Annotated in this window: 22 protein-coding genes; 9 read left to right on the plus strand and 13 right to left on the minus strand. The window is 62.8% G+C overall.

Features of this window, described 5'->3' with window-relative positions; genetic code table 11:
* Positions 1-74: 74 nt before the first annotated feature.
* The gene (locus DV532_RS24570) at positions 75-1,463 is read left to right on the plus strand and encodes a NorM family multidrug efflux MATE transporter (RefSeq protein WP_056794037.1); all 1,389 of its coding nucleotides are present in this window, start codon (positions 75-77) and stop codon (positions 1,461-1,463) included.
* 84 nt (positions 1,464-1,547) lie between these two features.
* Here DV532_RS24570 and DV532_RS24575 read toward each other — a convergent pair whose 3' ends face one another.
* Positions 1,548-3,215 carry a bifunctional diguanylate cyclase/phosphodiesterase gene (locus DV532_RS24575; RefSeq protein WP_056794036.1) on the minus strand — a complete coding sequence of 556 codons (1,668 nt, stop codon included), beginning with the start codon at positions 3,213-3,215 and terminating at the stop codon, positions 1,548-1,550.
* A 295-nt stretch (positions 3,216-3,510) separates the two neighbouring features.
* Here DV532_RS24575 and rep point away from each other — a divergent pair, with 295 nt between their 5' ends.
* The gene (gene rep, locus DV532_RS24580) at positions 3,511-5,520 is read left to right on the plus strand and encodes a DNA helicase Rep (protein WP_056794034.1); all 2,010 of its coding nucleotides are present in this window, start codon (positions 3,511-3,513) and stop codon (positions 5,518-5,520) included.
* A gap of 65 nt (positions 5,521-5,585) precedes the next feature.
* Entirely contained in the window at positions 5,586-6,158 is a 573-nt protein-coding gene (locus DV532_RS24585; RefSeq protein WP_056794032.1) for a xanthine phosphoribosyltransferase, read from the plus strand.
* A 111-nt stretch (positions 6,159-6,269) separates the two neighbouring features.
* On the opposite strand, the gene DV532_RS24590 is transcribed toward DV532_RS24585, so the two are convergent.
* The 5 genes from DV532_RS24590 to dadA all read right to left on the minus strand — a co-directional run bounded on the left by DV532_RS24590 (position 6,270) and on the right by dadA (position 12,058).
* Complete coding sequence (locus DV532_RS24590; protein ID WP_056794031.1) at positions 6,270-8,129, minus strand: acetyl-CoA hydrolase/transferase C-terminal domain-containing protein; 1,860 nt, start codon at positions 8,127-8,129, stop codon at positions 6,270-6,272.
* 185 nt (positions 8,130-8,314) lie between these two features.
* Positions 8,315-8,719, minus strand: a complete 405-nt coding sequence (locus tag DV532_RS24595) for a cytochrome c5 family protein (protein WP_056796590.1) — start codon at positions 8,717-8,719, stop codon at positions 8,315-8,317.
* Between the two features lie 154 nt (positions 8,720-8,873).
* Positions 8,874-9,422, minus strand: coding sequence for a cupin domain-containing protein (locus tag DV532_RS24600; RefSeq protein ID WP_056794028.1), 549 nt, complete (start codon positions 9,420-9,422; stop codon positions 8,874-8,876).
* Between the two features lie 109 nt (positions 9,423-9,531).
* Positions 9,532-10,605: an alanine racemase gene (alr, locus tag DV532_RS24605; RefSeq protein ID WP_056794026.1), complete on the minus strand. Its 1,074-nt coding sequence runs from the start codon at positions 10,603-10,605 to the stop codon at positions 9,532-9,534.
* A gap of 148 nt (positions 10,606-10,753) precedes the next feature.
* Positions 10,754-12,058, minus strand: a complete 1,305-nt coding sequence (dadA, locus tag DV532_RS24610) for a D-amino acid dehydrogenase (protein WP_056794025.1) — start codon at positions 12,056-12,058, stop codon at positions 10,754-10,756.
* Positions 12,059-12,214: 156 nt separating this feature from the next.
* Here dadA and dadR point away from each other — a divergent pair, with 156 nt between their 5' ends.
* Positions 12,215-12,703 (plus strand): transcriptional regulator DadR, encoded by a 489-nt coding sequence (dadR, locus tag DV532_RS24615; RefSeq protein ID WP_003258963.1) that lies wholly within the window; start codon positions 12,215-12,217, stop codon positions 12,701-12,703.
* A gap of 2 nt (positions 12,704-12,705) precedes the next feature.
* Here the strand turns inward: dadR and DV532_RS24620 are convergent, their stop codons facing one another.
* Positions 12,706-13,059 (minus strand): YkgJ family cysteine cluster protein, encoded by a 354-nt coding sequence (locus DV532_RS24620; RefSeq protein WP_056794023.1) that lies wholly within the window; start codon positions 13,057-13,059, stop codon positions 12,706-12,708.
* A 145-nt stretch (positions 13,060-13,204) separates the two neighbouring features.
* On the opposite strand from DV532_RS24620, the gene DV532_RS24625 reads away from it, so the two are divergent.
* On the plus strand, positions 13,205-14,497 hold the full coding sequence (locus tag DV532_RS24625; protein ID WP_056794021.1) for an FAD-binding oxidoreductase: 1,293 nt from the start codon (positions 13,205-13,207) through the stop codon (positions 14,495-14,497).
* A gap of 16 nt (positions 14,498-14,513) precedes the next feature.
* Here the strand turns inward: DV532_RS24625 and DV532_RS24630 are convergent, their stop codons facing one another.
* Positions 14,514-14,744: a DUF1127 domain-containing protein gene (locus DV532_RS24630; protein ID WP_056794019.1), complete on the minus strand. Its 231-nt coding sequence runs from the start codon at positions 14,742-14,744 to the stop codon at positions 14,514-14,516.
* A 178-nt stretch (positions 14,745-14,922) separates the two neighbouring features.
* Between DV532_RS24630 and DV532_RS24635 the strand changes: the two genes are divergently transcribed.
* Positions 14,923-16,353, plus strand: a complete 1,431-nt coding sequence (locus DV532_RS24635) for a PLP-dependent aminotransferase family protein (protein WP_162241103.1) — start codon at positions 14,923-14,925, stop codon at positions 16,351-16,353.
* A gap of 60 nt (positions 16,354-16,413) precedes the next feature.
* A complete protein-coding gene (locus DV532_RS24640; protein WP_056794015.1) occupies positions 16,414-17,967 on the plus strand; it encodes a phospholipase D family protein in 1,554 nt (517 codons plus the stop codon).
* A 31-nt stretch (positions 17,968-17,998) separates the two neighbouring features.
* Here DV532_RS24640 and DV532_RS24645 read toward each other — a convergent pair whose 3' ends face one another.
* Positions 17,999-19,138: an MFS transporter gene (locus DV532_RS24645; protein ID WP_056794013.1), complete on the minus strand. Its 1,140-nt coding sequence runs from the start codon at positions 19,136-19,138 to the stop codon at positions 17,999-18,001.
* 163 nt (positions 19,139-19,301) lie between these two features.
* A complete protein-coding gene (locus DV532_RS24650) occupies positions 19,302-20,795 on the minus strand; it encodes an aldehyde dehydrogenase (RefSeq protein ID WP_056794012.1) in 1,494 nt (497 codons plus the stop codon).
* A gap of 195 nt (positions 20,796-20,990) precedes the next feature.
* Here DV532_RS24650 and DV532_RS24655 point away from each other — a divergent pair, with 195 nt between their 5' ends.
* The gene (locus DV532_RS24655) at positions 20,991-21,350 is read left to right on the plus strand and encodes a cupin domain-containing protein (protein ID WP_051096395.1); all 360 of its coding nucleotides are present in this window, start codon (positions 20,991-20,993) and stop codon (positions 21,348-21,350) included.
* Positions 21,351-21,453: 103 nt separating this feature from the next.
* Here DV532_RS24655 and rpmG read toward each other — a convergent pair whose 3' ends face one another.
* Both rpmG and rpmB read right to left on the minus strand, forming a co-directional pair.
* Positions 21,454-21,609, minus strand: coding sequence for a 50S ribosomal protein L33 (gene rpmG / locus DV532_RS24660; RefSeq protein ID WP_003253507.1), 156 nt, complete (start codon positions 21,607-21,609; stop codon positions 21,454-21,456).
* 10 nt (positions 21,610-21,619) lie between these two features.
* Positions 21,620-21,856 carry a 50S ribosomal protein L28 gene (gene rpmB / locus DV532_RS24665; protein ID WP_003253504.1) on the minus strand — a complete coding sequence of 79 codons (237 nt, stop codon included), beginning with the start codon at positions 21,854-21,856 and terminating at the stop codon, positions 21,620-21,622.
* A 361-nt stretch (positions 21,857-22,217) separates the two neighbouring features.
* Between rpmB and DV532_RS24670 the strand changes: the two genes are divergently transcribed.
* A complete protein-coding gene (locus DV532_RS24670) occupies positions 22,218-23,807 on the plus strand; it encodes an ABC transporter substrate-binding protein (RefSeq protein ID WP_056794008.1) in 1,590 nt (529 codons plus the stop codon).
* Between the two features lie 60 nt (positions 23,808-23,867).
* On the opposite strand, the gene radC is transcribed toward DV532_RS24670, so the two are convergent.
* Positions 23,868-24,548: a DNA repair protein RadC gene (radC, locus tag DV532_RS24675; protein ID WP_056794006.1), complete on the minus strand. Its 681-nt coding sequence runs from the start codon at positions 24,546-24,548 to the stop codon at positions 23,868-23,870.
* Positions 24,549-24,594 lie beyond the last annotated feature (46 nt).

The following is a 24,594-nucleotide window of genomic DNA, read 5'->3' on the forward strand; positions in this document are numbered from 1 at the left end:
TATCCTTTTGTGCAATGTTGACCAAAGCCTCAGAATCGCGCCTTCGCTGTTCAACTCAGGAAAAGGACTGCCCGATGCACGTCGCGCCCACCACTGAACTCAAGGCTTTGCTGCGCCTGGCCGGGCCGCTGATTGCCTCGCAGTTGGCGCACATGCTGATGGTGCTGACCGACACCCTGATGATGGCCCGCATCAGCCCGCAAGCCCTGGCCGGTGGTGGCCTGGGTGCCGCAAGCTATTCGTTCGTGTCGATCTTTTGCCTGGGTGTTATCGCTGCGGTCGGAACGCTGGTGGCGATTCGCAAGGGCGCCAACGATATCGAGGGCGTTACCCGCCTGGCGCAAAACGGCCTGTGGCTGGCCTGGGGCCTGGCGCTGGTGGCGGCGCTGGCGCTGTGGAACCTGGAGCCGGTATTGCTGCTGTTTGGCCAAAAGCCCGAGAACGTGGCGTCGGCTGCGCAATTCCTCACCCTGCTGCCGCTGGCCCTGCCCAGCTACCTGACCTTCATGGCCTTGCGTGGTTTTACCAGCGCCCTGGGCCGCTCGACCCCGGTGATGGTGATTAGCGTAATCGGCACGGTGCTCAACTACCTGCTCAACGTTGCCTTGATCGAAGGCATGTTCGGCCTGCCCAAGCTCGGCCTGATGGGGATCGGCCTGGTCACCGCGGTGGTCTCGCTGGGCATGGCCATCGCCCTGGCGCTGTACATCCGCTGGCATTCGGCCTATGCCGCCTACCCGCTGCGCAAAGGCCTGTCACGCCCGTCGTTGCCCGCCCTGCGTGAACTGTGGCGGCTGGGCCTGCCGATTGGTGGCACCTACATGGTCGAAGTCGGCCTGTTCGCCTTCGCCGCACTGTGCATGGGCGTGCTGGGCAGCACCGAGCTGGCGGCGCACCAGATAGCCCTGCAGATTGTTTCCACCGCGTTCATGGTGCCCACGGGGTTGTCCTATGCGGTGACCATGCGTGTGGGGCTGTACTACGGCGGTGGCAACCTGCTGGCGGCGCGCAGCGCCGGGCGGGTGGGCATCAGCTTCGGCGGGATGATCATGTTTGCCTTCGCTGCGCTGTTCTGGCTGTTGCCCGAGGCGCTGGTGGGGCTGTTCATCGACCGTAATGACCCAGGCTTTGCAGCCATCTACCAACTGGCGGTGCAACTGGTGATGGTGGCGGCCTGGTTCGAGCTGTTCGACGGCATGCAGACCATCGCGATGGGTTCGATCCGTGGCCTGAAGGATGCCAAAACGACGTTCCTGATCGGGCTGTGCTGCTATTGGCTGGTCGGGGCGCCGAGCGCCTGGCTGTTCGCGTTCAACCTGGGGGGTGGCGCAGTCGGGATCTGGTGGGGGCTGGCGTTGGGGCTGGCGTGTGCGGCGGTGGCGCTGACCATTGGCTTTGAGTGGCGGATGAAGCGGTTGCTGGGCAAGGCTGGGGTTGGCGGGGCGGCAACGGCTTCTGCCTGACAGGAGGGCCCTTTCGCGGGTAAACCCGCTCCTACAAAGCCTGCGCCGTACCTGTGTAGGAGCGGGTTTACCCGCGAAAGGGCCCTAAAGGGCAGCGCCTAACTGGCAGGCGGGCGCTTGCAGTAAGTACGCCATCAACTCGTCCACCGGCAGCGGCTTGCTGACCAAAAAGCCCTGCACCTGGTCACAGCCAAACCCGCGCAACAACGCCAACTGCTCTTCACTCTCCACCCCCTCGGCCACCACCTCGAGGTTGAGGTTGTGCGCCAGGTTGATCATGGCGTGCACCAGCTTGCGGTTTTCCTCGCGCATTTCCATCTCTGCCACAAAGCTGCGGTCTACCTTGAGCAAGGTGATCGGTAGGCTGTTGAGGTGCACGAACGAAGAGAACCCAGTGCCAAAGTCATCGAGCGAAAAGCGCACGCCCAGGCGCCCCAAGGCGTCCATGGTCTGGCGCACCAGTTCGTTGCGGCGCATCACCGCCGTTTCGGTCAGTTCGAACTCCAGCCAGCGGGCATCCACACCATGCTCGAGAATCAGCCGGCTCAAGGTCGCCAGCAGTTGGCTGTCCTGAAACTGCCGGAAGCTCAGGTTGACCGCCATGTGCAGCGGCTCCAGCCCGTATTCGCACAACGCCTGCATGTCGCGCAGCGCACGGGAAATCACCCAGTAACCCAACGGCACGATCAAACCGCTCTGCTCGGCCAGCGGCACGAACTCGCTGGGCGGCAACAGGCCACGCTCGGCATGCCGCCAGCGCACCAGCGCCTCCAGGCCGACAATGCGCCCGTCAGCCAGGTTCAGCCGGGGCTGATAGTGCAGTTCCAGCTCGTCACGGCGTAGGGCGCGGCGCAGTTCGCTTTCCAGGTCGGCCAGGCTGCGGGCGTTGCGGTTGATGCGTTCGTTGAACACGTGAAAAGTGCAACCTTGGCTGCCCTTGGCCTGGCGCATGGCGATGTGCGCGTGCCACATCAGCGGGTCGGCACCCGCATGGGCGCGGGCATGCGCCAGGCCCAGGCTGCAGCCCAGTAGCAGGCTTTCGCCGTCGATCCAGTAGGGCTCACCCAGTGCCTCGACAATGCGCTCGGCAATCCATTCAGCACGGTTGGCATCGCGGCGGGTGTCGATCAGCAGGGCGAACTCGTCGCTGCCCAACCGCGCCAGCTGGTCGCCGGCCTCCAGTTGTTGCTTCAGGCGCGCCACCACCTGCAGGATCAGGCGGTCGCCGCTCTGATGGCCCAGGGCATCGTTGACATGGCGGAAGTTGTCCAGGTCCAAGTGGCCGAGGGCAACGCCGCGGCCTTCGTGCTCGGCCAGGCGTGCGGTGAGCAAGGCCTGGAAGCCCTGGCGGTTGGCGATACCGGTCAGCGGGTCCTGCTCGGCCAGGCGCTGCAAGGTAGCCACCAGCACGCCGCGCTCACGCACATGGCGCAGCGAGCGGCGCAGCGTGTCGGCATCGAGCCGATCATGCACCAACCAGTCACTGACGGCGCTGGGCGCTACCTGGGGCTCGTGGTCGAGCAGCAGGATGGTCGGCAACTCGCAGCGCCCAGGCGCCGGCTGCAAGGCCGGGGTCGCCAGCACCACGGCTTGGCGGTCCTGGTTGAACAAGCTGTCGACTGCCTCCCAGTTCGGTGCGGTCACCAGCACGGCGCTGCCATCCAGTGCGCGCACACAGTCGCGCAGCAACACGGTCCATTCCGGCTCATCAGCCAACAGCAGCAAACGCAAAGGTTCGACAGGCGTGGACAAGCGGGCTCCTTAAGGCTTCACGGTGCAACGGGAGAGGTCAGGTATGCTACTGCATTAATGAAAATGATTTTCACTTTATAAACGCAGCAAAGGGTGTAGCGCCCCGACGCATTTTGTCGTGCATCGTGCGCGAAAGCGGTCCCAGCAGCAAATACGATTTTTTCAGGACGTAGCATTAGCCTGACTAATGATTCATGTGCACAAAAGTCTGACTCAGACGTCAGACGGTCGCGCCACAACAGCCCCATGCCTGTTAGAATGCGCGGCTATTTTCTGGCGACCCCCGGTTTCTAGCATGTCCCGACTCAATCCCCGGCAACAGGAAGCCCGTGACTACGTCGGCGGCCCTCTTTTGGTGCTCGCCGGTGCAGGCTCGGGCAAGACCAGCGTGATCACGCGCAAGATTGCCCACCTCATCCAGAATTGCGGCATCCGTGCCCAGTACATCGTGGCGATGACCTTTACCAACAAGGCCGCACGCGAGATGAAGGAACGGGTCGCCACCCTGCTGCGCCCGGGGGAAGGCCGTGGCCTGACGGTGTGTACGTTCCACAACCTGGGCCTGAACATCATCCGCAAGGAGCACGAGCGCCTGGGCTACAAGCCAGGCTTCTCGATCTTCGATGAGTCCGACATCAAGGCGTTACTGTCGGACATCATGCAAAAGGAATACTCCGGCGACGACGGCATCGACGAGATCAAGAACATGATCGGTGCCTGGAAGAACGACCTGATCCTGCCCCCCGAGGCGCTGGAAAAGGCGCGCAACCCGCGCGAGCAGACCGCCGCGATCGTCTACACCCACTACCAGCGCACGCTCAAGGCGTTCAACGCAGTGGACTTCGACGACCTGATCCTGCAGCCGGTCAAGTTGTTCCAAGAACACCCTGAGGTGCTGGAGCGCTGGCAAAACCGTGTGCGCTACCTGCTGGTGGACGAATACCAAGACACCAACGCCAGCCAATACTTGCTGGTGAAGATGCTTATCGGCATGCGCAACCAGTTCACCGTGGTCGGCGACGACGACCAGTCGATCTACGCATGGCGGGGCGCCCGCCCCGAAAACCTGATGCTGCTCAAGGAGGACTACCCCTCCCTGAAAATCGTCATGCTCGAACAGAACTACCGCTCTACCAGCCGCATTCTGCGTTGCGCCAACGTGTTGATCGCCAACAACCCGCACGCGTTCGAGAAGCAGCTGTGGAGCGAAATGGGCGTGGGCGACGAGATCCGCGTTATCCGCTGCAAGAACGAGGAAGCCGAGGCCGAGCGCGTGGCCATGGAAATCCTCACCTTGCACCTGCGCACCAACCGCCCGTACAGCGATTTCGCCATCCTTTACCGCGGCAACTACCAGGCCAAGCTGATCGAACTGAAGCTGCAGCACCACCAGGTGCCGTATCGCCTTTCGGGCGGCAACAGCTTCTTCGGCCGCCAGGAGGTCAAGGACCTGATGGCCTACCTGCGCCTGCTGGTGAACCCGGACGATGACAACGCCTACCTGCGGGTAATCAACGTACCGCGCCGCGAGATCGGCTCCACCACCCTGGAAAAGCTCGGCAACTATTCCACCGAGCGCGGCATTTCGATGTACGCCGCCAGCGAGGAGCTGGGCCTGGGCGAGCACCTGGACGCCCGCTATACCGAGCGTTTGCAGCGCTTCAAGCACTGGCTGGATGGGGTGCGCCACAAGGTCGCCCTGGAAGACCCAATAGCCGCGCTGCACGAGATGATCCGCGATATCGACTACGAAAACTGGATCCGCCAGCAGACTGCCAGCGACAAGGCTGCGGAGTTTCGCATCAGCAACGTGTGGTTCCTGATCGAAGCGCTGAAGAACACCCTCGAGAAAGATGAAGAGGGTGACATGACCATCGAGGACGCCATCGGCAAGCTGGTGCTGCGCGACATGCTCGAGCGCCAGCAGGAAGAGGAAGAGAACGCCGAAGGTGTGCAGATGATGACCCTGCACGCCTCCAAAGGCCTGGAATTCCCCTACGTGTTCATCATGGGCATGGAAGAGGAAATCCTCCCGCACCGCTCCAGCATCGAGGCCGACACCATCGAAGAAGAACGCCGCCTGGCCTACGTGGGCATTACCCGCGCGCGCCAGACCCTGGCCTTCACCTTTGCCGCCAAGCGCAAGCAATACGGTGAAATCATCGACTGCACGCCCAGCCGGTTCCTCGACGAGCTGCCACCGGACGACCTGGCCTGGGAAGGCTTGGACGATGCGCCGGTTGAAGTAAAGGCCGCACGTGGCAACAACGCCCTGGCCGATATCCGGGCAATGCTCAAACGCTGATCAACCATTACTCTTAAACTCTGCCGCTTTTAGCGGCCACCGTTGTTACATCGAGGAATACCACAGTGGAAGCACTGCATCAGAAGATTCGCGAAGAAGGCATCGTGCTTTCCGATCAGGTTCTCAAAGTCGACGCGTTTCTCAACCACCAGATCGATCCGGCGCTGATGCAGTTGATCGGTGACGAGTTCGCCCGCCTGTTCGCCGACGCGGGCGTGACCAAGATCGTCACCATTGAAGCCTCGGGCATTGCCCCGGCGGTGATGACTGGCCTGAAGCTGGGTGTGCCGGTTATTTTTGCCCGCAAGCACCAGTCGCTGACCCTGACCGAGAACCTGCTGACGGCCTCGGTGTATTCCTTCACCAAGCAAACCGAGAACACCGTGGCCGTCTCGCCGCGCCACCTCAACAGCAGCGACCGTGTGTTGGTGATCGACGACTTCCTGGCCAACGGCAAGGCGTCGCAGGCGCTGATCTCGATCATCAAGCAGGCCGGTGCCACCGTGGCCGGCCTGGGCATCGTCATCGAGAAGTCGTTCCAGGGCGGCCGTGCCGAGCTGGACAGCCAAGGCTACCGCGTTGAGGCGCTGGCCCGGGTGAAGTCGCTGGAAGGTGGTGTGGTCAGCTTCATCGAGTAAGCCAGTACCGCACCCCGTGTAGGGGCGGGTTTACCCGCGAATGCGATGGCAGATTCAATATCGCATTCGCGGGTAAACCCGCGCCTACATCGGGCCAACGCACCCTGGGGTTTACTCGGTCGCCGCCAACCCCGCCAGCAACAACCGCTGGTACAGCTCTTCCTTCAGCCCCTGCGGCTGGTCCAGCTGCATCCGCGCCAGATGCCGCTCATACCCCTCCGGCCCGGGCGCATCCAGCGTTGCCTTGCCCAGTTCCAGCACCTCACTCAGCTTGAACTTACTCTTCAACCAGTTCAGCGCCCGCAGTAAGTCCTGTTCTTCAGCGGTAAAGTCCGTCCCCAACGGGTACTCCGGGAACAACTGCGCATGCTGCGCCCGGATCGCCTCCAAGCGCTGCGGCGTGTTGTCGGTAAAGCGTGCCTCCAGCTGAAAATCCCTGGCCAGCTTGCCCGCATCTTTCGCCTGCTTGATCAGCCCCTGCTGGAACCGCGAATCACACACCGCCAGCAACCGTACGATCACCTCGCTGTCAGTCTGCCCGCGCAGGTCGGCAATACCGTACTCGGTCACCACGATATCGCGCAGGTGCCGGGGAATGGTGCAGTGGCCATAGTTCCAGAGCAGGTTCGAGGTGACCTCCCCGCCTGCCTCGCGCCAGCTGCGCAACAGCAGGATCGAGCGCCCGCCTTCCAGCGCGTGCCCTTGGGCAACGAAGTTGTACTGCCCTCCCACGCCACTAAGTACTCGGCCATCCTCCAACTGGTCGGCCACCCCGGCACCGAGCAGGGTCATGGCAAACACCGTGTTGATGAAACGCGCATCGCGGCGCTGACGACGCTTGAGTGCCTCTTGCCCATACAGCTCGTTGATGAAGCTGATACGGGTCATGGCGAACCGTGCCCGCTGCGCCAACGGCATGTCGCGCAAACGCTGGTAGAACGCCTGGGGGCCGAGGAAGAAGCCGCCATGCAACACCGCATCCTGCTCATCCACAGGGCGTCGCAACAGCCCTGCTTCGGCCAGCGCCAATAGGCCGTTGACGAACATCTCGCTGCAGCCATACAAACCCTGGGTAAGGGCACCCAGCCCCCCTTCCCGTTCGATCAGCGCCTGCCAGGGGCCGATATCCAGCGCATCGAGTACGGCACGATAGCCGGCATTGTCGCCCTGGCGCGCCAGCAATGCGGCGGCTACCGCATCACCGATGGCACCAATGCCGACCTGCAGGGTGCCACCGTCACGCACCAGGCTGCTAGCGTGCAGGCCGATGCAGTGGTCCTGGGTATTGACCGGCATGTTTGGCGTGGAGAACAGCCGGCGTTGCTCGGCTTCATCGAGCAGCAAGTCGAAAGCATCAATGGGCAGTTCGGCATCGCCCGGCATGTACGGCAGCTGGCTATGCACCTGGCCGAGCAGGAGGATGGTTTCCCCAGCGGCGCGGCGCTTGGCGATCATCGGCAACAGGTCGAGGGTGATGTCGGGGTTGCAGGCCAGGCTCAGGTGCACGGGCTTCTCGGGCGTAGCCGCCACCAGCTGGGCGATCAGGTTCAGGCCCTTGGCGTTGATATCGCGCGCGGCGTGGCTGTAGTTGCTGCTGATGTAGTCCTGCTGGGCCGATGCGCTGTGCAGCAGGCTGCCCGGCTGCATGAAGAACTGCTCGACACGGATATTCGGCGGCAGGCTGTCGTTGCGCAGATCAGCGAGGTAAGTGAGCTCTTCGTAATCGGCGAAAACGCGTTCGACGAAGGGTTCAAGAAAGCGCCGCTGCAAACCATCGCCTAATGGCGGGCGGCCGAGGGACAAAGCGGTGTAGAGGGTCAGCTGCCGCTCAGGCAGCTCGCGTATGCGGGCATAGAGGGCGTTGACGAAGGCATTAGGTTTGCCAAGGCCCAGCGGCAGGCCCATGTGGATGTGGGCTGGCAGGCGCGCCAGGACTTGTTCGACAGCCTGGTCGATGGAGCAGAGGTGCATCGGGGCCTCCTGAGACATCCATGGGTTCAGGGGTTGGACACGGGCCTACAGTGATTGGTTGCCCGCTTCCCGGCCAAGCCCACAGGTGTTTTGTAGGGGCGGGCTTGCCCGCGAAAGGGCCGCCACAAGCAACACAAAAACAAAGCCCGCCAATAATGGCGGGCCTCATGCAATTCAGCTGTTGCTCACAGCCCGGACATTTTCTTGATCGCCCCTTTCAGGTCGTCATCCGAGCAGTCTGCGCAAGTACCCTTCGGCGGCATGGCGTTGATGCCGGTAATGGCCTTGGCCAGAATGCCATCCAGGCCGCCCTGGTGATCGGCGCGTTCCTTCCACGCCGCGGTATCGCCAATTTTCGGCGCGCCCAGCAAGCCGCTGCCATGGCAGGCATTGCAGTGCTTGGCGATGATGTCATCCGGCGTTTTGGTGCCTCCGCCACCCGCTGCAGCGGCCACTTCCATGCCTTTGCATTCCTGGCCCTGGACGCACACCTGGCCTACCGGCTCCAGGCGTTTGGCGATGTCGTCATTGGTCGCAGCGGTTGCGCTCATTGCCCAGAGGGCGAATACGGCTGCTGGTACGGCCAGCATCTTCTTGATTTGGTTCACGCGAACACCCTCATGGTGGCTAATCACGCTCGCGGCCACGGATCGGCGAGCGTTGAAAAGTATAGCGGGAACCCAGAGGCCGTGAAACGACCCCACACAGGAAAGGGGTATTGCTGAATCAATGCACTGCGCTGGATCAAAAGTTTGAAGGCGTCGCCGCACTGATCAGCCGCGCCGGGCGGTCGAACGGGTTGCGAAAGCGGTGCGGGCGGGTGCTTTCAAAATAGTAGCTGTCACCTTCTTCGAGGATGAAGATCTCGTTGCCAACCACCAGCTCCAAGCGGCCTTCCAGCAGGATGCCGGTTTCTTCACCGTCGTGAGTGAGCATTTCGGCACCGGTGTCGGCACCCGGTGGGTACACCTCGGTGAGGAAGGCGATGGCGCGGTTGGGGTGCGATTTGCCAACCAGCTTCATGGTCACCGCACCGTCAGAGATGTCGATCAGCTCGTGGGCCTTGTAGACGATCTGCGCGGGGCTTTGCGTTTCCAGCTCGACCGAAAAAAACTCGACCATGGACATGGGAATGCCACTCAGCACCTTGCGCAGCGAGCTGATAGAGGGGCTGACGCTGTTCTTCTCGATCATCGAGATGGTGCTGTTTGTCACCCCGGCACGCTTGGCGAGTTCGCGCTGGGACAGGCCCTTGAGCTTGCGGATGGCTTGCAGTCGTTCGCCGACGTCCAAAGCTGGAGCCTCCTGAAACGGTGAAAAAGGGGGTGGATGTGAACGATATCATGGCAATGCCGTTCAGTATTTACAACACACCGCCCCTCATCCTGTCCGCTTCAGCGTGTCATTCGCCGACGTAGTCCCGCGGTACCCGCTTCAGGTTGCAGAAGATCTGGTACGGAATGGTACCCGCATGGGCGGCTACTTCACTGGCCAGCACATGTTTGCCCCACAGTTCTACCGGGCTGCCGACGGTGGCTTGCGGTACGTCGGTGAGGTCGATACTGAGCATGTCCATCGACACCCGGCCGATCAGCTGGGTACGCTGGCCGGCGACCAGCACCGGGGTGCCGTTAGGCGCCTGGCGTGGGTAGCCATCGGCATAGCCCATGGCGACCACCCCGACGCGGGTGGGCCTTGGGCTGACGAACTTGGCGCCATAACCCACCGGCTCGCCGGCAGGCAGCTCGCGCACGCTGATCACCCGTGATTGCAGAGTCATGACGGGTTGCAGGCGTTCGGCCTCAGCCTGAGCCACTTCGAACGGCGTAGCGCCGTACAGCATCAGGCCTGGGCGTACCCAGTCGCTGGGCGCTTGCGGCCAACCCAGCACGCCGGGCGAGTTACGCAGGCTGCATTCGGCGGCCAGGCCCTGGCGGGCAGCCTCGAACACGGCGATCTGCTGGGCGGTGGCGTCGGCCTCCAGTTCGTCGGCACGGGCGAAGTGGCTCATCAGCACGATGCGCGCGACCTTGCCAGTGGCCAGCAGGCGCTGATAGGCGTCGTGGTAATCCTTGGGGTGCAGGCCAACGCGGTGCATGCCGCTATCGAGCTTGAGCCAAACGGTAAGCGGCTTGTGCAGCTGGGTTTTCTCGATGGCTTCCAACTGCCACAGCGAGTGCACCACACACCACAGGTCGTGTTCAGCGATCAGCGCCAGTTCACTGGCTTCAAAGAAGCCTTCCAGCAGCAGCAGCGGACCTTTGATACCGGCCGCGCGCAATTCCAGCGCCTCTTCGATGCAGGCCACGGCAAAGCCATCGGCTTCGGCCTCCAAGGCCAGGGCACAGCGCACGGCGCCATGGCCGTAGGCGTCGGCCTTGATCACCGCGAGGGCTTTGGCACCGGTCAGTTCACGGGCCAGACGGTAGTTGTGGCGCAGGGCCTGGAGGTCGATCAGGGCGCGGGCGGGACGCATGGCGGCTGCCTTATGGTGGTTCTTCAGGTTGAAAACGGTGTTGGATTCTTCGCGGGCTCGCCCGCTCCCACAGGTACGGCACAGTTTTCCAAACCTGCGTTGCCCTTGTAGGAGCGGGCTTGCCCGCGAAGAGGCCGGTACAGGCCCCTTACTGCTGGTGAGCCGGCGCAGCCTGCCCGTGCTTGGCCACTTCCGGGCTGTTGCCATAACGGGAAATGTCCAGGCCTTCGGCACTGATTTGCGGCTTCTTGCGCGCAATCAGGTCAGCCAGCAGGCGACCGGAGCCGCACGCCATGGTCCAGCCCAAGGTGCCGTGGCCGGTGTTCAGGAACAGGTTGCGGAACGCCGTGGCACCGACGATCGGCGTACCGTCCGGGGTTGCCGGGCGCAGGCCGGTCCAGAAGCTGGCCTGGCTCAGGTCACCGCCGCGAGGATAAAGGTCGTTGACGATCATCTCCAGCGTTTCGCGTCGACGCGGGTTCAGCGACAGGTCAAAACCGGCGATTTCAGCCATGCCACCGACGCGGATGCGGTTGTCGAAACGGGTGATCGCAACCTTGTAGGTTTCGTCGAGAATGGTCGAGGTCGGGGCCATGTCGCCATTGGTGATCGGCACGGTCAGCGAGTAGCCTTTCAACGGGTACACCGGGGCCTTGATGCCCAGCGGCTTGAGCATTTGCGGCGAGTAGCTGCCCAGTGCCAGCACGTAACGGTCGGCGGTTTCCAGCTTGCCGTCGATCCACACGCCATTGATGCGGTCGCCCGCGAAGTCCAGGCGCTGGATATCCTGGCCGAAGCGGAACTCAACACCGAGTTTCAGCGCCATGTCGGCAAGCTTGGTGGTGAACAGCTGGCAGTCGCCAGTCTGGTCGTTAGGCAGGCGCAGGGCGCCGGCCAGGATGTCTTTCACGCCAGCCAGGGCCGGTTCGACGCGGGCAATGCCGTCGCGGTCGAGCAGCTCGTAAGGCACGCCGGACTGTTCCAACACGGCAATGTCCTTGGCCGCGGCATCTAGCTGGGCTTGGGTACGGAACAGCTGGGTGGTACCCAGGCTACGGTTTTCGTAGGCAATGCCGGTTTCCGCGCGCAGCTCGTCGAGGCAGTCACGGCTGTACTCGGACAGGCGCACCATGCGTTCTTTGTTCACCGCATACCGGCTGGCGGTGCAGTTGCGCAGCATCTGAGCCATCCACAGGTACTGGTCAACGTCACCCGTGAGTTTGATTGCCAGCGGGGCGTGGCGCTCGAGCAGCCACTTGATGGCCTTCAGCGGCACACCCGGGGCGGCCCAAGGCGAGGCATAGCCGGGCGAGATCTGGCCGGCGTTGGCAAAGCTGGTTTCCATGGCCACCGCCGGCTGGCGGTCGACCACCGTCACTTCGTAACCTTGCCGGGCCAGGTAATAGGCACTGGCGGTTCCGATTACACCGCTACCAAGTACCAGAACTCGCATCGTTTTATCCCTCGCACGCGGCGCGCCGCAGACTTTTATTGAAATGGCATGAATGCGCGCAGTATAGGAATTTGAGACCAGTGCAATTCACTATATAAAAGCCTATTATTGGCGAGAATTCTCGGCAAAATCGCCTTTCACGGAGGGGCATCCCCTATGAGAACCCAGCACCAGAGCAAGCGTGAGCTGGACAAGATCGACCGTAACATTCTGCGCATCCTGCAGAATGACGGGCGTATTTCCTTCACCGAACTGGGCGAGAAAGTTGGGCTGTCCACTACCCCTTGCACCGAGCGGGTTCGCCGCCTGGAGCGCGAAGGCATCATCATGGGCTACAACGCCCGCCTGAACCCGCAGCACCTCAAGGGCAGCCTGCTGGTGTTCGTCGAAATCAGCCTGGACTACAAGTCGGGCGACACCTTCGAGGAGTTCCGCCGCGCAGTATTGAAGCTGCCGCACGTGCTGGAGTGCCACCTGGTGTCCGGTGACTTCGACTACCTGGTGAAAGCGCGTATTTCGGAGATGGCCTCGTACCGCAAGCTGCTCGGCGACATCCTGCTGAAGCTGCCGCACGTACGCGAGTCGAAGAGCTACATCGTGATGGAGGAGGTAAAGGAGAGCCTCTGCCTGCCGATCCCGGACTGAAGCTAGACCAGCACCTGGCGGGTGGTGGCAATGAACTGGTGGACCAACTGCTCGGCGGCGGGCTCGATCATGGGTTCAGGGCCACGGCCACGCGGGCAGGCCATGCGCGGGGTAGTGCCGAACAGGCGGCAGATCATTGGCCGCTCTTCGTACACGGTGCAGCCATCGGGGCCCAGGTGCACGCAGTCCAGGCGCTGCAGGGCGGCGTCCTGCTCGGCCTGGGACTTGCGTGGCAGGCGGGCCATCTCTTCCGCCGAAGTAGTGACCGGGCCGCAGCAGTCGTGGCAACCGGGTTCGCACTCGAATGAGGGGATGAGTTCGCGCAGGAAGTGAATCTTGTGGCGGTTGCAGGACATGGCGGGATACAAAGCTGAGAATTTGGCTGATTATAAGCCCAATCGCGGGCTTGCCCGCGAACGGGGGCGCAGCCCTGCCTTGTTGCCCACTACCCTACCCCGGCTTATCCTCCTCCCCTAGCCCACCAGCCTCAGGACCGAGCCCATGATCCACAGCGCGCAGCACGCCGCCTCCTACTACGCCGCCAGCAGCGCGCCACACCCCGACCACTCCTTTCTGCAAGGCGAAGACAGCGCCGATGTGTGCATCGTCGGTGGTGGCTATTCGGGCTTGAACACCGCCATCGAACTGGCCGAGCGGGGCTTTTCGGTCATCCTGCTGGAAGCCCGCAAGCTTGGCTGGGGCGCCAGCGGGCGCAATGGCGGGCAACTGATCCGCGGCGTCGGCCATGGCCTGGAGCAGTTCCTGCCGGTCATCGGCGAGGACGGCGTGCGCAGCATGAAGCTGATGGGCCTGGAGGCCGTGCAGATCGTCCGCGAGCGGGTCGAAAAGCACGGCATTGCCTGCGACCTGACCTGGGGCTACTGCGACCTAGCCAACAAGCCCGCCGAGCTGCTGGGCTTTGCCGAGGACGCCGAAGAGCTGCGCAGCCTCGGTTACAAGCACGCGCTGCGCCTGGTCGGCAAAGACGATATCCACAGCGTGGTCGGCGCCGACTGCTATGTGGGCGGGCTGGTCGACATGGGCTCTGGGCACCTGCACCCGCTCAACCTGGCCTTGGGTGAAGCCGCCGTCGCCGCCCGCCTGGGCGTGAAGCTGTTCGAGCAGTCCGAGGTCACCCGCATCGACTACGGCCCTGAAGTGCAGGTGCATACCGCTCAAGGGCGGGTGCGGGCCAAGACCCTGGTGCTGTGCTGCAATGCCTACCACAACAACCTCAACCGCGAACTGGGCGGCAAGGTACTACCCGCCGGGAGTTACATCATCGCCACCGAGCCGCTGGGCGAGGAGCGCGCCCATGAGTTGCTGCCGCAGAACATGGCCGTCTGCGACCAGCGTGTGGCACTGGATTATTACCGCCTGTCCGCCGACCATCGCCTGCTGTTCGGCGGTGCCTGCCATTACTCGGGGCGTGACCCCAAAGATATCGCCGCCTACATGCGGCCAAAGATGCTCAAGGTATTCCCGCAGTTGGCCGATGTGCGCATCGACTACCAGTGGGGCGGCATGATTGGCATCGGTGCCAACCGCCTGCCGCAGGTTGGCCGCCTGGCCAGCCAGCCGAATGTGTATTACGCGCAGGCTTATTCCGGCCATGGGCTCAACGCCACCCACCTAGCCGCGCGCCTGCTGGGCGAGGCCATCAGTGGCCAGCAGAGCGGGCGTTTCGACCTGTTCGCCAAGGTGCCGCACATCACCTTCCCCGGCGGCCAGCACCTGCGCTCGCCGCTGCTGGCATTAGGGATGCTGTGGCACAGATTGAAAGAGCTGGCCTAGTAAACCTGCAATCGCGTCAGTCCTTCCAGAAGGGTTTGCGCCCTTCCGTACGCGCCTGCTCCCAGCTCAGCCCGACATCGCGCAACTCGTCATCGGTCAACTGCAGCAACGCCCTGCGGGTACGCCAGCGATGCAGCATCAGCTCCCAACGCCCCAGACCCTCCGGCGCGCTGAGCACCTTGGCCTGCTGCCCGGCTTGCAGTTCCTTGGCCAACAGTTGCAAGCGCACATCGCTCATGCCACCCATCACCGCATCCTCCCGTTCAGTTGATACTGTGGGGAAAGCATGCGCGTCGGCAGCACCGGCAATACAGATCCAATACCGCCTTATTATTCCCATACAGAATTGGCCGTTGGCTGACTGAATGCTGTATTTTCAGCGCAACTGTACCGGTCGCTATGCCATTGCAGCGCAGGAGTATGCCGTGACCCTCTACTTGAACCTCGCCGAACTGCTCGGTGCCCGCATTGAGCAAGGCCTCTACCGCCCTGGCCAGCGCCTGCCCTCAGTGCGCGCCCTGAGCGTGGAGCACGGGGTCAGCCTGAGCACCGTGCAGCAGGCCTACCGCATACTGGAAGACAGCGGCATGGTCTCGCCCCGGCCCAAGTCGGGCTACTTCGTCAGCGACCATCGCCACCTGCCGGCCCTGCCCGCCGTCAGCCGCCCGGCCCAGCGCCCGGTGGACATTTCGCAGTGGGAGCAGGTGTTGGACCTGGTGCGCAGCACCCCACGCCAGGACGTGATCCAGCTCGGCCGTGGCATGCCCGACATCGACAGCCCCACCCTAAAACCCCTGCTGCGCAGCCTCGCCCAGCTGAGCCGGCGGCAGGACATGCCCGGCCTGTACTACGACAACATCCACGGCAACCTGGCACTGCGCGAGCAGGTAGCCCGGCTGATGCTCGACTCCGGCTGTCGCCTGAGCCCGGCCGACTTGGTAATCACCACTGGCTGCCATGAGGCGCTGTCGTGCAGCATTCGCGCGGTGTGCGAGCCTGGCGACATCGTCGCGGTCGACTCACCAAGCTTCCACGGCGCCATGCAGACGCTGAAGGGCCTGGGCATGAAAGCCCTGGAAATCCCCACCGACCCAATCACCGGTATCAGCCTGGAGGCGTTGGAGCTGGCCCTGGAGCAGTGGCCGATCAAGCTCATCCAGATCACCCCAAGCTGCAACAACCCGCTCGGCTACATCATGCCCGAGGCGCGCAAGAAGGCCCTGCTGGGCTTGGCCCAACGCTATGACGTGGCCATCCTGGAAGATGATGTGTATGGCGACCTGGCCTATACCTATCCGCGCCCCCGCACCCTCAAGTCGTTCGACGACGACGGTCGCGTGCTGCTCTGCAGCTCGTTTTCCAAAACCCTCGCCCCCGGCCTACGGATAGGTTGGGTGGCACCTGGGCGTTACCTGGAGCGGGTGCTGCACATGAAGTACATCAGCACCGGCAGCACCGCCAGCCAACCCCAATTGGCCATCGCCGACTTCATCGCTGGCGGGCATTACCAGCCCCATGTGCGGCGCATGCGCAGCCAGTACCAGCGTAGTCGCGACCTGATGAGTGACTGGGTGACCCGCTACTTCCCGGTAGGCACGCGGATCAGCCGCCCCCAAGGTGGCTTCATGCTGTGGGTGGAATTGCCAGAACATTTCGATACGCTGCGGCTGAACCGCGCTTTACTGGAGCAAGGCGTGCAAGTTGCCGTGGGTAGCATCTTCTCGGCGTCGGGTAAGTTCCGCCACTGCCTGCGTATGAACTTCGCCGCGCGGCCGACGCCGCAGATCGAAGCCGCCGTACGCAAGGTAGGTGAAACCGCCCTTCGTCTACTGGATGAAGAAAGCGCCAGCGCGTAACTTTGCGCCGCCCGCTACGGTCCAACCCTTTAAGCCTTCGCCGCACAGGACGATCCACCCTTGAGACTCCAGCGAGCCCTGCCTCTGCTGCTGGTGCTGTTGCTCGGCCTTGCCGGCTGTGCCAGCGTCGGCACGCCCCGCGAAACCAGCCAGGCGCTGCCCGCCAACGACTCGGCGTTCGGCCGCTCGGTACTGCGCCAGGCCGCGCCCTACGGCGGCCGCTCGGGCTTTCGCCTATTGCCCAACAGCAACGAGGCGTTCCGCGCCCGCGCCGAACTGATCCGCAACGCCCAGGCGAGCATCGACCTGCAGTACTACATCGTCCACGACGGCCTCAGCACCCGCGCCCTGGTGCATGAACTGCTGCGCGCCGCCGACCGTGGCGTGCGCGTGCGCATTCTGCTCGACGACACCACCAGCGACGGCCTGGACACCATTATGGGCACCCTCGATGCCCACCCGAACATTTACATCCGTGTGTTCAACCCGTTGCACCTGGGCCGTAGCACCGGCGTGACGCGCGCCGTGGGCCGCCTGTTCAATCTGTCGCGCCAGCACCGGCGCATGCACAACAAGTTGTTCCTGGTGGACAACAGCATGGCCATCGTTGGCGGGCGCAACCTAGGCGACGAGTATTTCGATGCCGAACCCAACCTCAACTTCACCGACATCGACCTGTTGGGGGTGGGGCCGGTGGCCGAGCAGTTGGGGCACAGCTTCGACCAGTACTGGAACAGCGCCCTTAGCCGGCCGATTACCGATTTTCTCTGGCGCGACCCAGATGCCAACGACCTGCGCGCCAGCCGCCACCGCCTGGAAGTATCGCTGGCCGAAGCCAGAACCCAGCGCAAAGCCCTATACGACCGTTTGATGGCCTACCAAACGCAACCGCGCCTGGATGTATGGCGCAACGAGCTGATTTGGGCCCATGCCCAGGCGCTGTGGGACGCGCCGAGCAAGGTATTGGCCGACGATGAACCAGACCCGCAACTACTGCTGAGCCAGCAACTGGCACCCGACCTGGCCAATGTGCGCCGCGAACTGATCCTGATGTCGGCCTATTTCGTGCCGCGCGAGCCGGGCCTGCTATACCTGACCGGCCGTGCCGATGCCGGGGTTTCGGTAAAGCTGCTGACCAACGCACTCGAAGCCACCGACGTGCCGGCGGTGCATGGCGGCTATGCGCCCTATCGCCGCGCCTTGCTCGAGCACGGCGTGCAGCTGTACGAGCTTCGCCGCCAGCCGGGCGACCCCAGTGCGGGGCGGTTGAATTACCGTGGCAGCTCAGATTCGAGCCTGCACACCAAGGCGATCGTGTTCGACCGGCGCAAGACCTTCATCGGCTCGTTCAACTTCGACCCGCGCTCGGTGCTGTGGAATACCGAAGTTGGGGTACTGGTGGACAGCCCGGAACTGGCGGAATACACCCGCGAGCTGGCCCAGCAAGGTATGGCGCCGGCGTTGAGCTATCAGGTGAAACTGGTGGGGGACAGGCTGGTGTGGACGACCGAGGACAATGGCCAGCGGCATATGCTGACCTCTGAGCCCGGCGGGGTGTGGCGGCGGTTCAATGCCTGGATCAGCAAGGCGGTTGGCCTGGAGAAGATGTTGTAGCTGATGAGCCGCAAAGCGGCCCCAACATCCATCAGGCAGATGCCGGTTCGAAAGCCCCGCGCCGCTGGGTCAACACCACCAACCCGGCAGCCCCAACCGCCATCAGCAACAGCAACGCATGCCCGCTGACCCACTGGCTCCCTGCCCCGGCCAACAACGGCCCAAGCAGGCAGCCAATACCCCACAGCTGCGCCACATGAGCATTGGCCCGCACCAACGCATCATCACGATAACGCTCGCCGATCAGCACCAGCGACAAGGTGAACAAGCCCCCGGCACTGGCCCCGAACAACACCCACAGCGGCCAGATTGCCGGGGTATGCAGCAGCAGTGGAATTGCCAGGCTGGACACCAGCAGCGTTACCGCGCAGCCAGTGAACAGGGTACGTCGCGACATGTGGTCAGCCAGGGCGCCAATGGGCAGCTGCAACACCGCATCACCCACCACCACGGTACTGACCATGAACAGGGCAATTTCGGTGCTGAAGCCCTGCTGCAGGCAGTACACCGGCAACAAGGTCAGGATCATCGCCTCGAACGAGGCGAACAAGGCAATCGCCCAGGCGATTACCGGCAAACGCCGGCAAAACGCGAACAGGTCGCCGAAGGTGACGCTGCAGGCTTCCGTGCTCGGTGCACCGCCACGCCCCATGAGAATGAGCGGCGCCACCAACAGCAAGCCGGTCGCGGCCCAGAAGCCGAAGTCATCGTCGGAGCCGAGAAAGCCCAGCACCAGCGGCCCGGCCAATTGGCTCAAGGCATAACTGCTGCCATACAGCGCCACCAGGCGGCCACGCCACTGTTCGACCACCAGTTGATTGATCCAGCTTTCGCCGAGGATGAACACCACGGTCAGGGACATGCCGATCAGCAAGCGCAGCAGCAGCCATAGCGGGTAGCTGGGCAGCAGTGCGACCAAACCGATCGACAGCGCCCCACCCCACAGGCACAGGCGCATGGCCGAGGGCACGCCGACCCAGCCGGCAAGGCGGCTGGCCAGGCTAGCACCTACCAGTACACCCAGCGCCGGCATCGCCGCCATTACGCCGATGGCGAAGCTGCCATAGCCCCAAGCCTCCAGGCGCAGGGATACCAGCGGCATGCTCACGCCAAGTGCCAGGCCGACGCTGAGCACAGATGCCAGTACGGCGAAGTAGCTACCCCAACGCATTGCAGCCTCCCAGCCAGAATTCTTGAACAGTAAAAACGACGAAGCCGGGGCAGCGTGAGCCGACCCCGGCTAAGGTTGGAGCTGCTTTGCAGCCCATCGCCCTCAAGCCATGCGCTATCCCTGTGGCTTGCCGGCGAATGGGCCGCAAAGCGGCCCCTTGGGTTTACAGCTTGATCCAGGTCGCCTTCAGCTCAGTGTACTTCTCCAGTGCATGCAGCGACTTGTCACGGCCGTTGCCCGACTGCTTGAAGCCACCGAACGGCGCGGTCATGTCGCCGCCGTCGTACTGGTTGACCCAGACGCTGCCAGCGCGCACGGCACGGGCGGTCTTGTGCGCCTTGGAGATGTCCGAAGTCCAGATACCCGCGGCCAGGCCATACGGCGTGTCGTTGGCAATGGCTACGGCCTCTTCGGCGGTGTCGAAGGCGATTACCGACAGCACGGGGCCGAAGATTTCTTCCTGAGCAATCTTCATGGCATTGGTCACGCCGTCAAAGATGGTCGGCTCGACGTAAGTGCCGCCAGTCTCTTCCAGCGTGCGCTTGCCACCGGCCACCAGCTTGGCGCCGTCCTGGTGGCCAGCCTCGATGTACGACAGCACGGTGTTCATCTGCTGGGTGTCCACCAGAGCACCGACAGTAGTCTGTGGGTCCAGTGGGTTGCCTGGCTTCCAGCCTTTCAGGGCCTCGACTACCATGGGCAGGAACTTGTCCTTGATCGAGCGCTCGACCAGCAGGCGCGAGCCTGCGGTGCACACTTCGCCCTGGTTGAAGGCGATGGCGCTGGCAGCGGCCTCGGCGGCGGCTTGCAGGTCCGGGGCGTCGGCGAAGACGATGTTCGGGCTCTTGCCACCGGCTTCCAGCCAGATACGCTTCATGTTCGATTCGCCGGCGTAAACCATCAGCTGCTTGGCGATCTTGGTGGAACCGGTGAACACCAGGGTGTCGACGTCCATGTGCAGGGCCAGGGCCTTGCCCACAGTGTGGCCGTAGCCTGGCAGCACGTTCAGCACGCCAGCCGGAATACCGGCCTCAACGGCCAGTTGGGCGATGCGGATGGCGGTCAGTGGCGATTTTTCGGACGGCTTGAGCACCACCGAGTTACCCGTGGCCAGGGCCGGGCCGAGCTTCCAGCAGGCCATCAGCAGCGGGAAGTTCCACGGTACGATGGCAGCGACCACACCCACCGCCTCGCGGGTGACCAGGCCGAGCTGGTCATGCGGGGTCGGGGCGACTTCGTCGTAGACCTTGTCGATGGCTTCGGCAGTCCAGTGGATGGCTTGGGCGGCGCCAGGGATGTCGATGCTGGAGGAGTCACCGATTGGCTTGCCCATGTCGAGGGTTTCCAGCAGCGCCAGCTCTTCGACGTTCTTGCGCAGCAAGTCAGCGAAGCGGATCAGCTTGGCCTTGCGCTTGGCCGGGGCCAGCTGCGACCACACGCCCGAGTTGAAGGTGGCACGGGCGTTTTCCACAGCGCGGTTGGCATCGGCCAGGTCGCAGCTGGCAACCTTGGCCAGGAAGCGTCCGTCGACCGGGCTCAGGCACTCGAAGGTTTCACCGGATGCGGCATCGGTGTATTCGCCGTTGATGAAGGCACGGCCTTCGATCTTCAGTTGCTGGGCACGTTGTTCCCAGTCCGCACGAGTCAGGGTGGTCATACGAAACTCCTCCTCTTGTTTAGGTGCAACGCCGCACTGAGGACTCACAGGCGTTGTCAAAATTCTGGCCGGGCGACAAGCGCACACGGGCAAGCGATACCCTAAACCAGCCCGGGTAAACTATCAATATATTTGACACAGAAGGCTCAAAAGCCTACTGATGTTCATTTTATTAAACAAAACAGGAGCCGCAGCATGAGTATCGACAGCATCATCGACTTCGCACAGGCCATCACCGAAGCCGAACGCTACCGCCCAGCGGCGGAAAAAATCCTCAAGGGCGAGCCGGACCAGGCGGTCTATAACCACTATTCCAGCCCGTGCGGGCAGTTTGCCGCTGGGGTGTGGGAAGGCGAAGTGGGCCAATGGACGGTGAACTACACCGAGCATGAGTATTGCGAGATCGTGCAGGGCGTTTCGGTTTTGCGCGATCAGGATGGCGGGGCCAAAACCTTGCGTGCCGGTGATAGGTTTGTGATCCCGGCCGGCTTCAAGGGCACTTGGGAAGTGCTGGAGCCTTGCCGCAAGATCTATGTGATGTTCGAGCAGAAATAAGCTGTGGCTGTGCCAGCCTCTTCGCGGGTTTAGCCGCGAAAGGCCCAGGCAAAAAAAAACCCGCGTCCTTCCGGATGCGGGTTTTTTTCAGGTTGCCGATCAATTACTTGATCTTGGCTTCCTTGTACACCACGTGCTTGCGAACAACCGGATCATATTTCTTGATCTCGATTTTGTCCGGGGTGGTGCGCTTGTTCTTGTCGGTGGTGTAGAAGTGGCCGGTACCGGCACTCGAAACCAGACGGATCAATTCACGCATGATGCTCTCCTTAAACCTTGGCGCCAGCTTTACGGATGTCAACCAGAACGGCGTCGATGCCGCGCTTGTCGATGATACGCATGCCTTTGGCGGAAACGCGCAGACGCACGAAACGCTTCTCGGATTCAACCCAGAAACGGTGGTGCTGCAGGTTCGGCAGGAAACGACGACGGGTTTTGTTGTTTGCGTGGGAAATGTTGTTCCCGGTTACTGGACCCTTACCAGTAACTTGACAGACTCTCGACATGACTCAGCCCTCTAAAACCACATGCCCAACCCGGCATGGGTTGGCCGCTTAATCTCTCAGTCTTTGGCGCCTGGGCGCCGTGATTCTGGAGGTCTTACCGACCGGATCCGCTGATGCGACAGGCCGAGCCCCTAGAAAAGAGCGCTGCTTTATACCAGAAAGACTCGTCCGCAACAACATTAGATGAATATTGACACGAGCCCCGACGCGCCGGGCCAGCATAGCGGCAGGGCCCGCCAGCCGTCGACCGCTCGTCGCCAGATTTGTAAAAAAGGGTGTGGTCATTTACTGGCAGGCGCACTAGGGTAGGCCTTTTCCAGACTGCACTGGCAGATGGGCCACTGACAGCCAAGGAGCCACCATGCGTGCCGCCGCCCTTTCCTTATTGTTCACCTCCCTGCTCGCCGCGGGCGTTGCCCAGGCCGCGCCGCTGAGCGTCTGCAGCGAGGCCAGCCCTGAAGGCTTCGATGTGGTCCAGTACAACTCGCTGACCACCACCAATGCCACGGCCGACATGTTGATGAACCGCCTGGTAGAGTTCGACGCGGCGCAAGGCAAGGTGGTGCCGAGCCTGGCAGCTAGCTGGACAGTATCGGCCGACGGCCTGGTCTATGACTTCACCCTGCGCGATGAGGTTAAATTCCACACCACCGCCTACTTCAAGCCGACCCGCGCGCTGAACGGCGACGATGTGCTGTTCAGCTTCCAGCGCATGCTCTACCCCGCCCATGCCTGGCACAAGACCGCACCGGGAGGCTACCCGCATGCCCAATCGCTGCAACTGGGCAGCCTGATCAAGGCGATCGAGGCGCCGACGCCGAACACCGTACGCTTCACCCTCAGCCATCCGGACGCCACGTTCCTGGCCACCCTGAGCATGGGCTTCGCCTCGATCTACTCCGCCGAATATGCCGACAAGCTGCTCAAGGCTGGCACGCCGGAGAAACTCAACAGCCAGCCGATCGGTACCGGGCCGTTCGTCTTCCAGCGTTTCCAGAAAGACGCCGTGGTGCGCTACCGCGCCAACCCCGACTACTTTGCCGGCAAGCCAGCGGTCGACCCGCTGATCTTCGCCATCACCACCGATGCCAACGTGCGCCTGCAAAAGCTCAAGCGCGGCGAATGCCAGGTTGCCTTGTCGCCCAAGCCCCTGGACATTGCCGAAGCGGGCAAGGATGGCGACCTCAAGGTGGCCACCACCCCGGCCTTCATGACCGCCTTCGTCGCCATCAACAGCCAGCACCCGCCGCTGGACAAGCCGGAAGTGCGTCAGGCAATCAACCTGGCCTTCGACAAGCAGGCCTACCTGAAAGCCGTGTTCGAAGACTCCGCGGTGGCCGCCAATGGCCCCTACCCGCCCAATACCTGGAGCTACGCCAAGGACTTGCCCGGCTACCCGCTGGACCTGAAGAAAGCCAAGGCCCTACTGGCCAAGGCTGACCTCGCCGAGGGCTTCAGCACCACGATCTGGACCCGCCCTTCGGGCAGCCTGCTCAACCCCAACCCCAGCCTTGGTGCACAGATGCTGCAGGCAGACCTGGCCAAGATCGGCATCAAGGCGGAAATCCGCGTGATCGAGTGGGGCGAACTGATCCGCCGCGCCAAGGCGGGCGAGCATGACCTGCTGTTCATGGGCTGGGCAGGTGATAACGGCGATCCGGACAACTTCCTCAGCCCGCAGTTTTCGTGTGCGGCGGTGGAGTCGGGGACCAACTTTGCGCGCTTCTGCGACAACCGTCTGGACCAGCTGATCAGCGCTGGACGTACTACCAATGACCAGAGCGTGCGCAGCCGGTTGTACCAGCAGGCGCAAACGCTGATCCAGCAGCAGGCGCTGTGGGTGCCGCTGGCACACCCGACGGCGGCGACGTTGCTGCGCCAAGGGGTCGAGGGGTATCAGGTGAGCCCGTTCGGGCGGCTGGATTTCAGCAAGGTTTCGGTAACCAAGTAAGTCTGCACCGGCCTCTTCGCGGGCAAGCCCGCGAAGAGGCCGGTGCAGACAACACAAAGGCTAAGCCACAAGCCACCCATCTTCGACCATGGACAACGGCTCCCCGTCACCGATGATGATGTGATCCAGCACCCGAACATCAATCAACGCCAGGCCCCGCTTCAGCGACAGCGTAAGATGCACATCATCCTGGCTCGGCTCATTGTTGCCTGAAGGGTGGTTGTGACAGAGGATCAAAGCCGCCGCGTTGTGCAGCAATGCCCGCCGCACCACCTCCCGCGGGTAGACATTTGCCCGGTCTATGGTCCCCCTGAACAAAATCTCGAACGCCAACGGCCGGTGCTTGGTGTCGAGAAACAGGCAGCCGAACACTTCACTAGACTCATGACGTAACATGGCCTTGAGATAACGCCGCACCGCCACAGGCCCCTCAAGGGGCGCTGCGCGCTCGATGTTCTCATCCAGGTAGCGCCGGCCAATTTCCAGTAGCGCCTGCAACTGTGCGTATTTCACAGCCCCTATACCCGGCTCACGCAACACAGCTTCGCGATCAGCCTCAAGAAACTGCCTCAGCCCACCAAAGCGCACCAGCAACCCCCGTGCAAGATCCAGCACATTACGCCCGGCTACCCCCGAGCCCAGCAACACGGCAAGCAACTCGGCATCCGACAGCACCGCCGCCCCACGCTGCAACAACTTCTCTCTTGGCCGTTCTTCAGCCGGCCACTCCCTGATATTCATCCCGCCCCTCTGCCTTTGCTGCGGCCCATTTCGGCCCTGTGTTAAT

The organism is Pseudomonas sp. Leaf58, assembly GCF_003627215.1.
Classification (GTDB): domain Bacteria; phylum Pseudomonadota; class Gammaproteobacteria; order Pseudomonadales; family Pseudomonadaceae; genus Aquipseudomonas.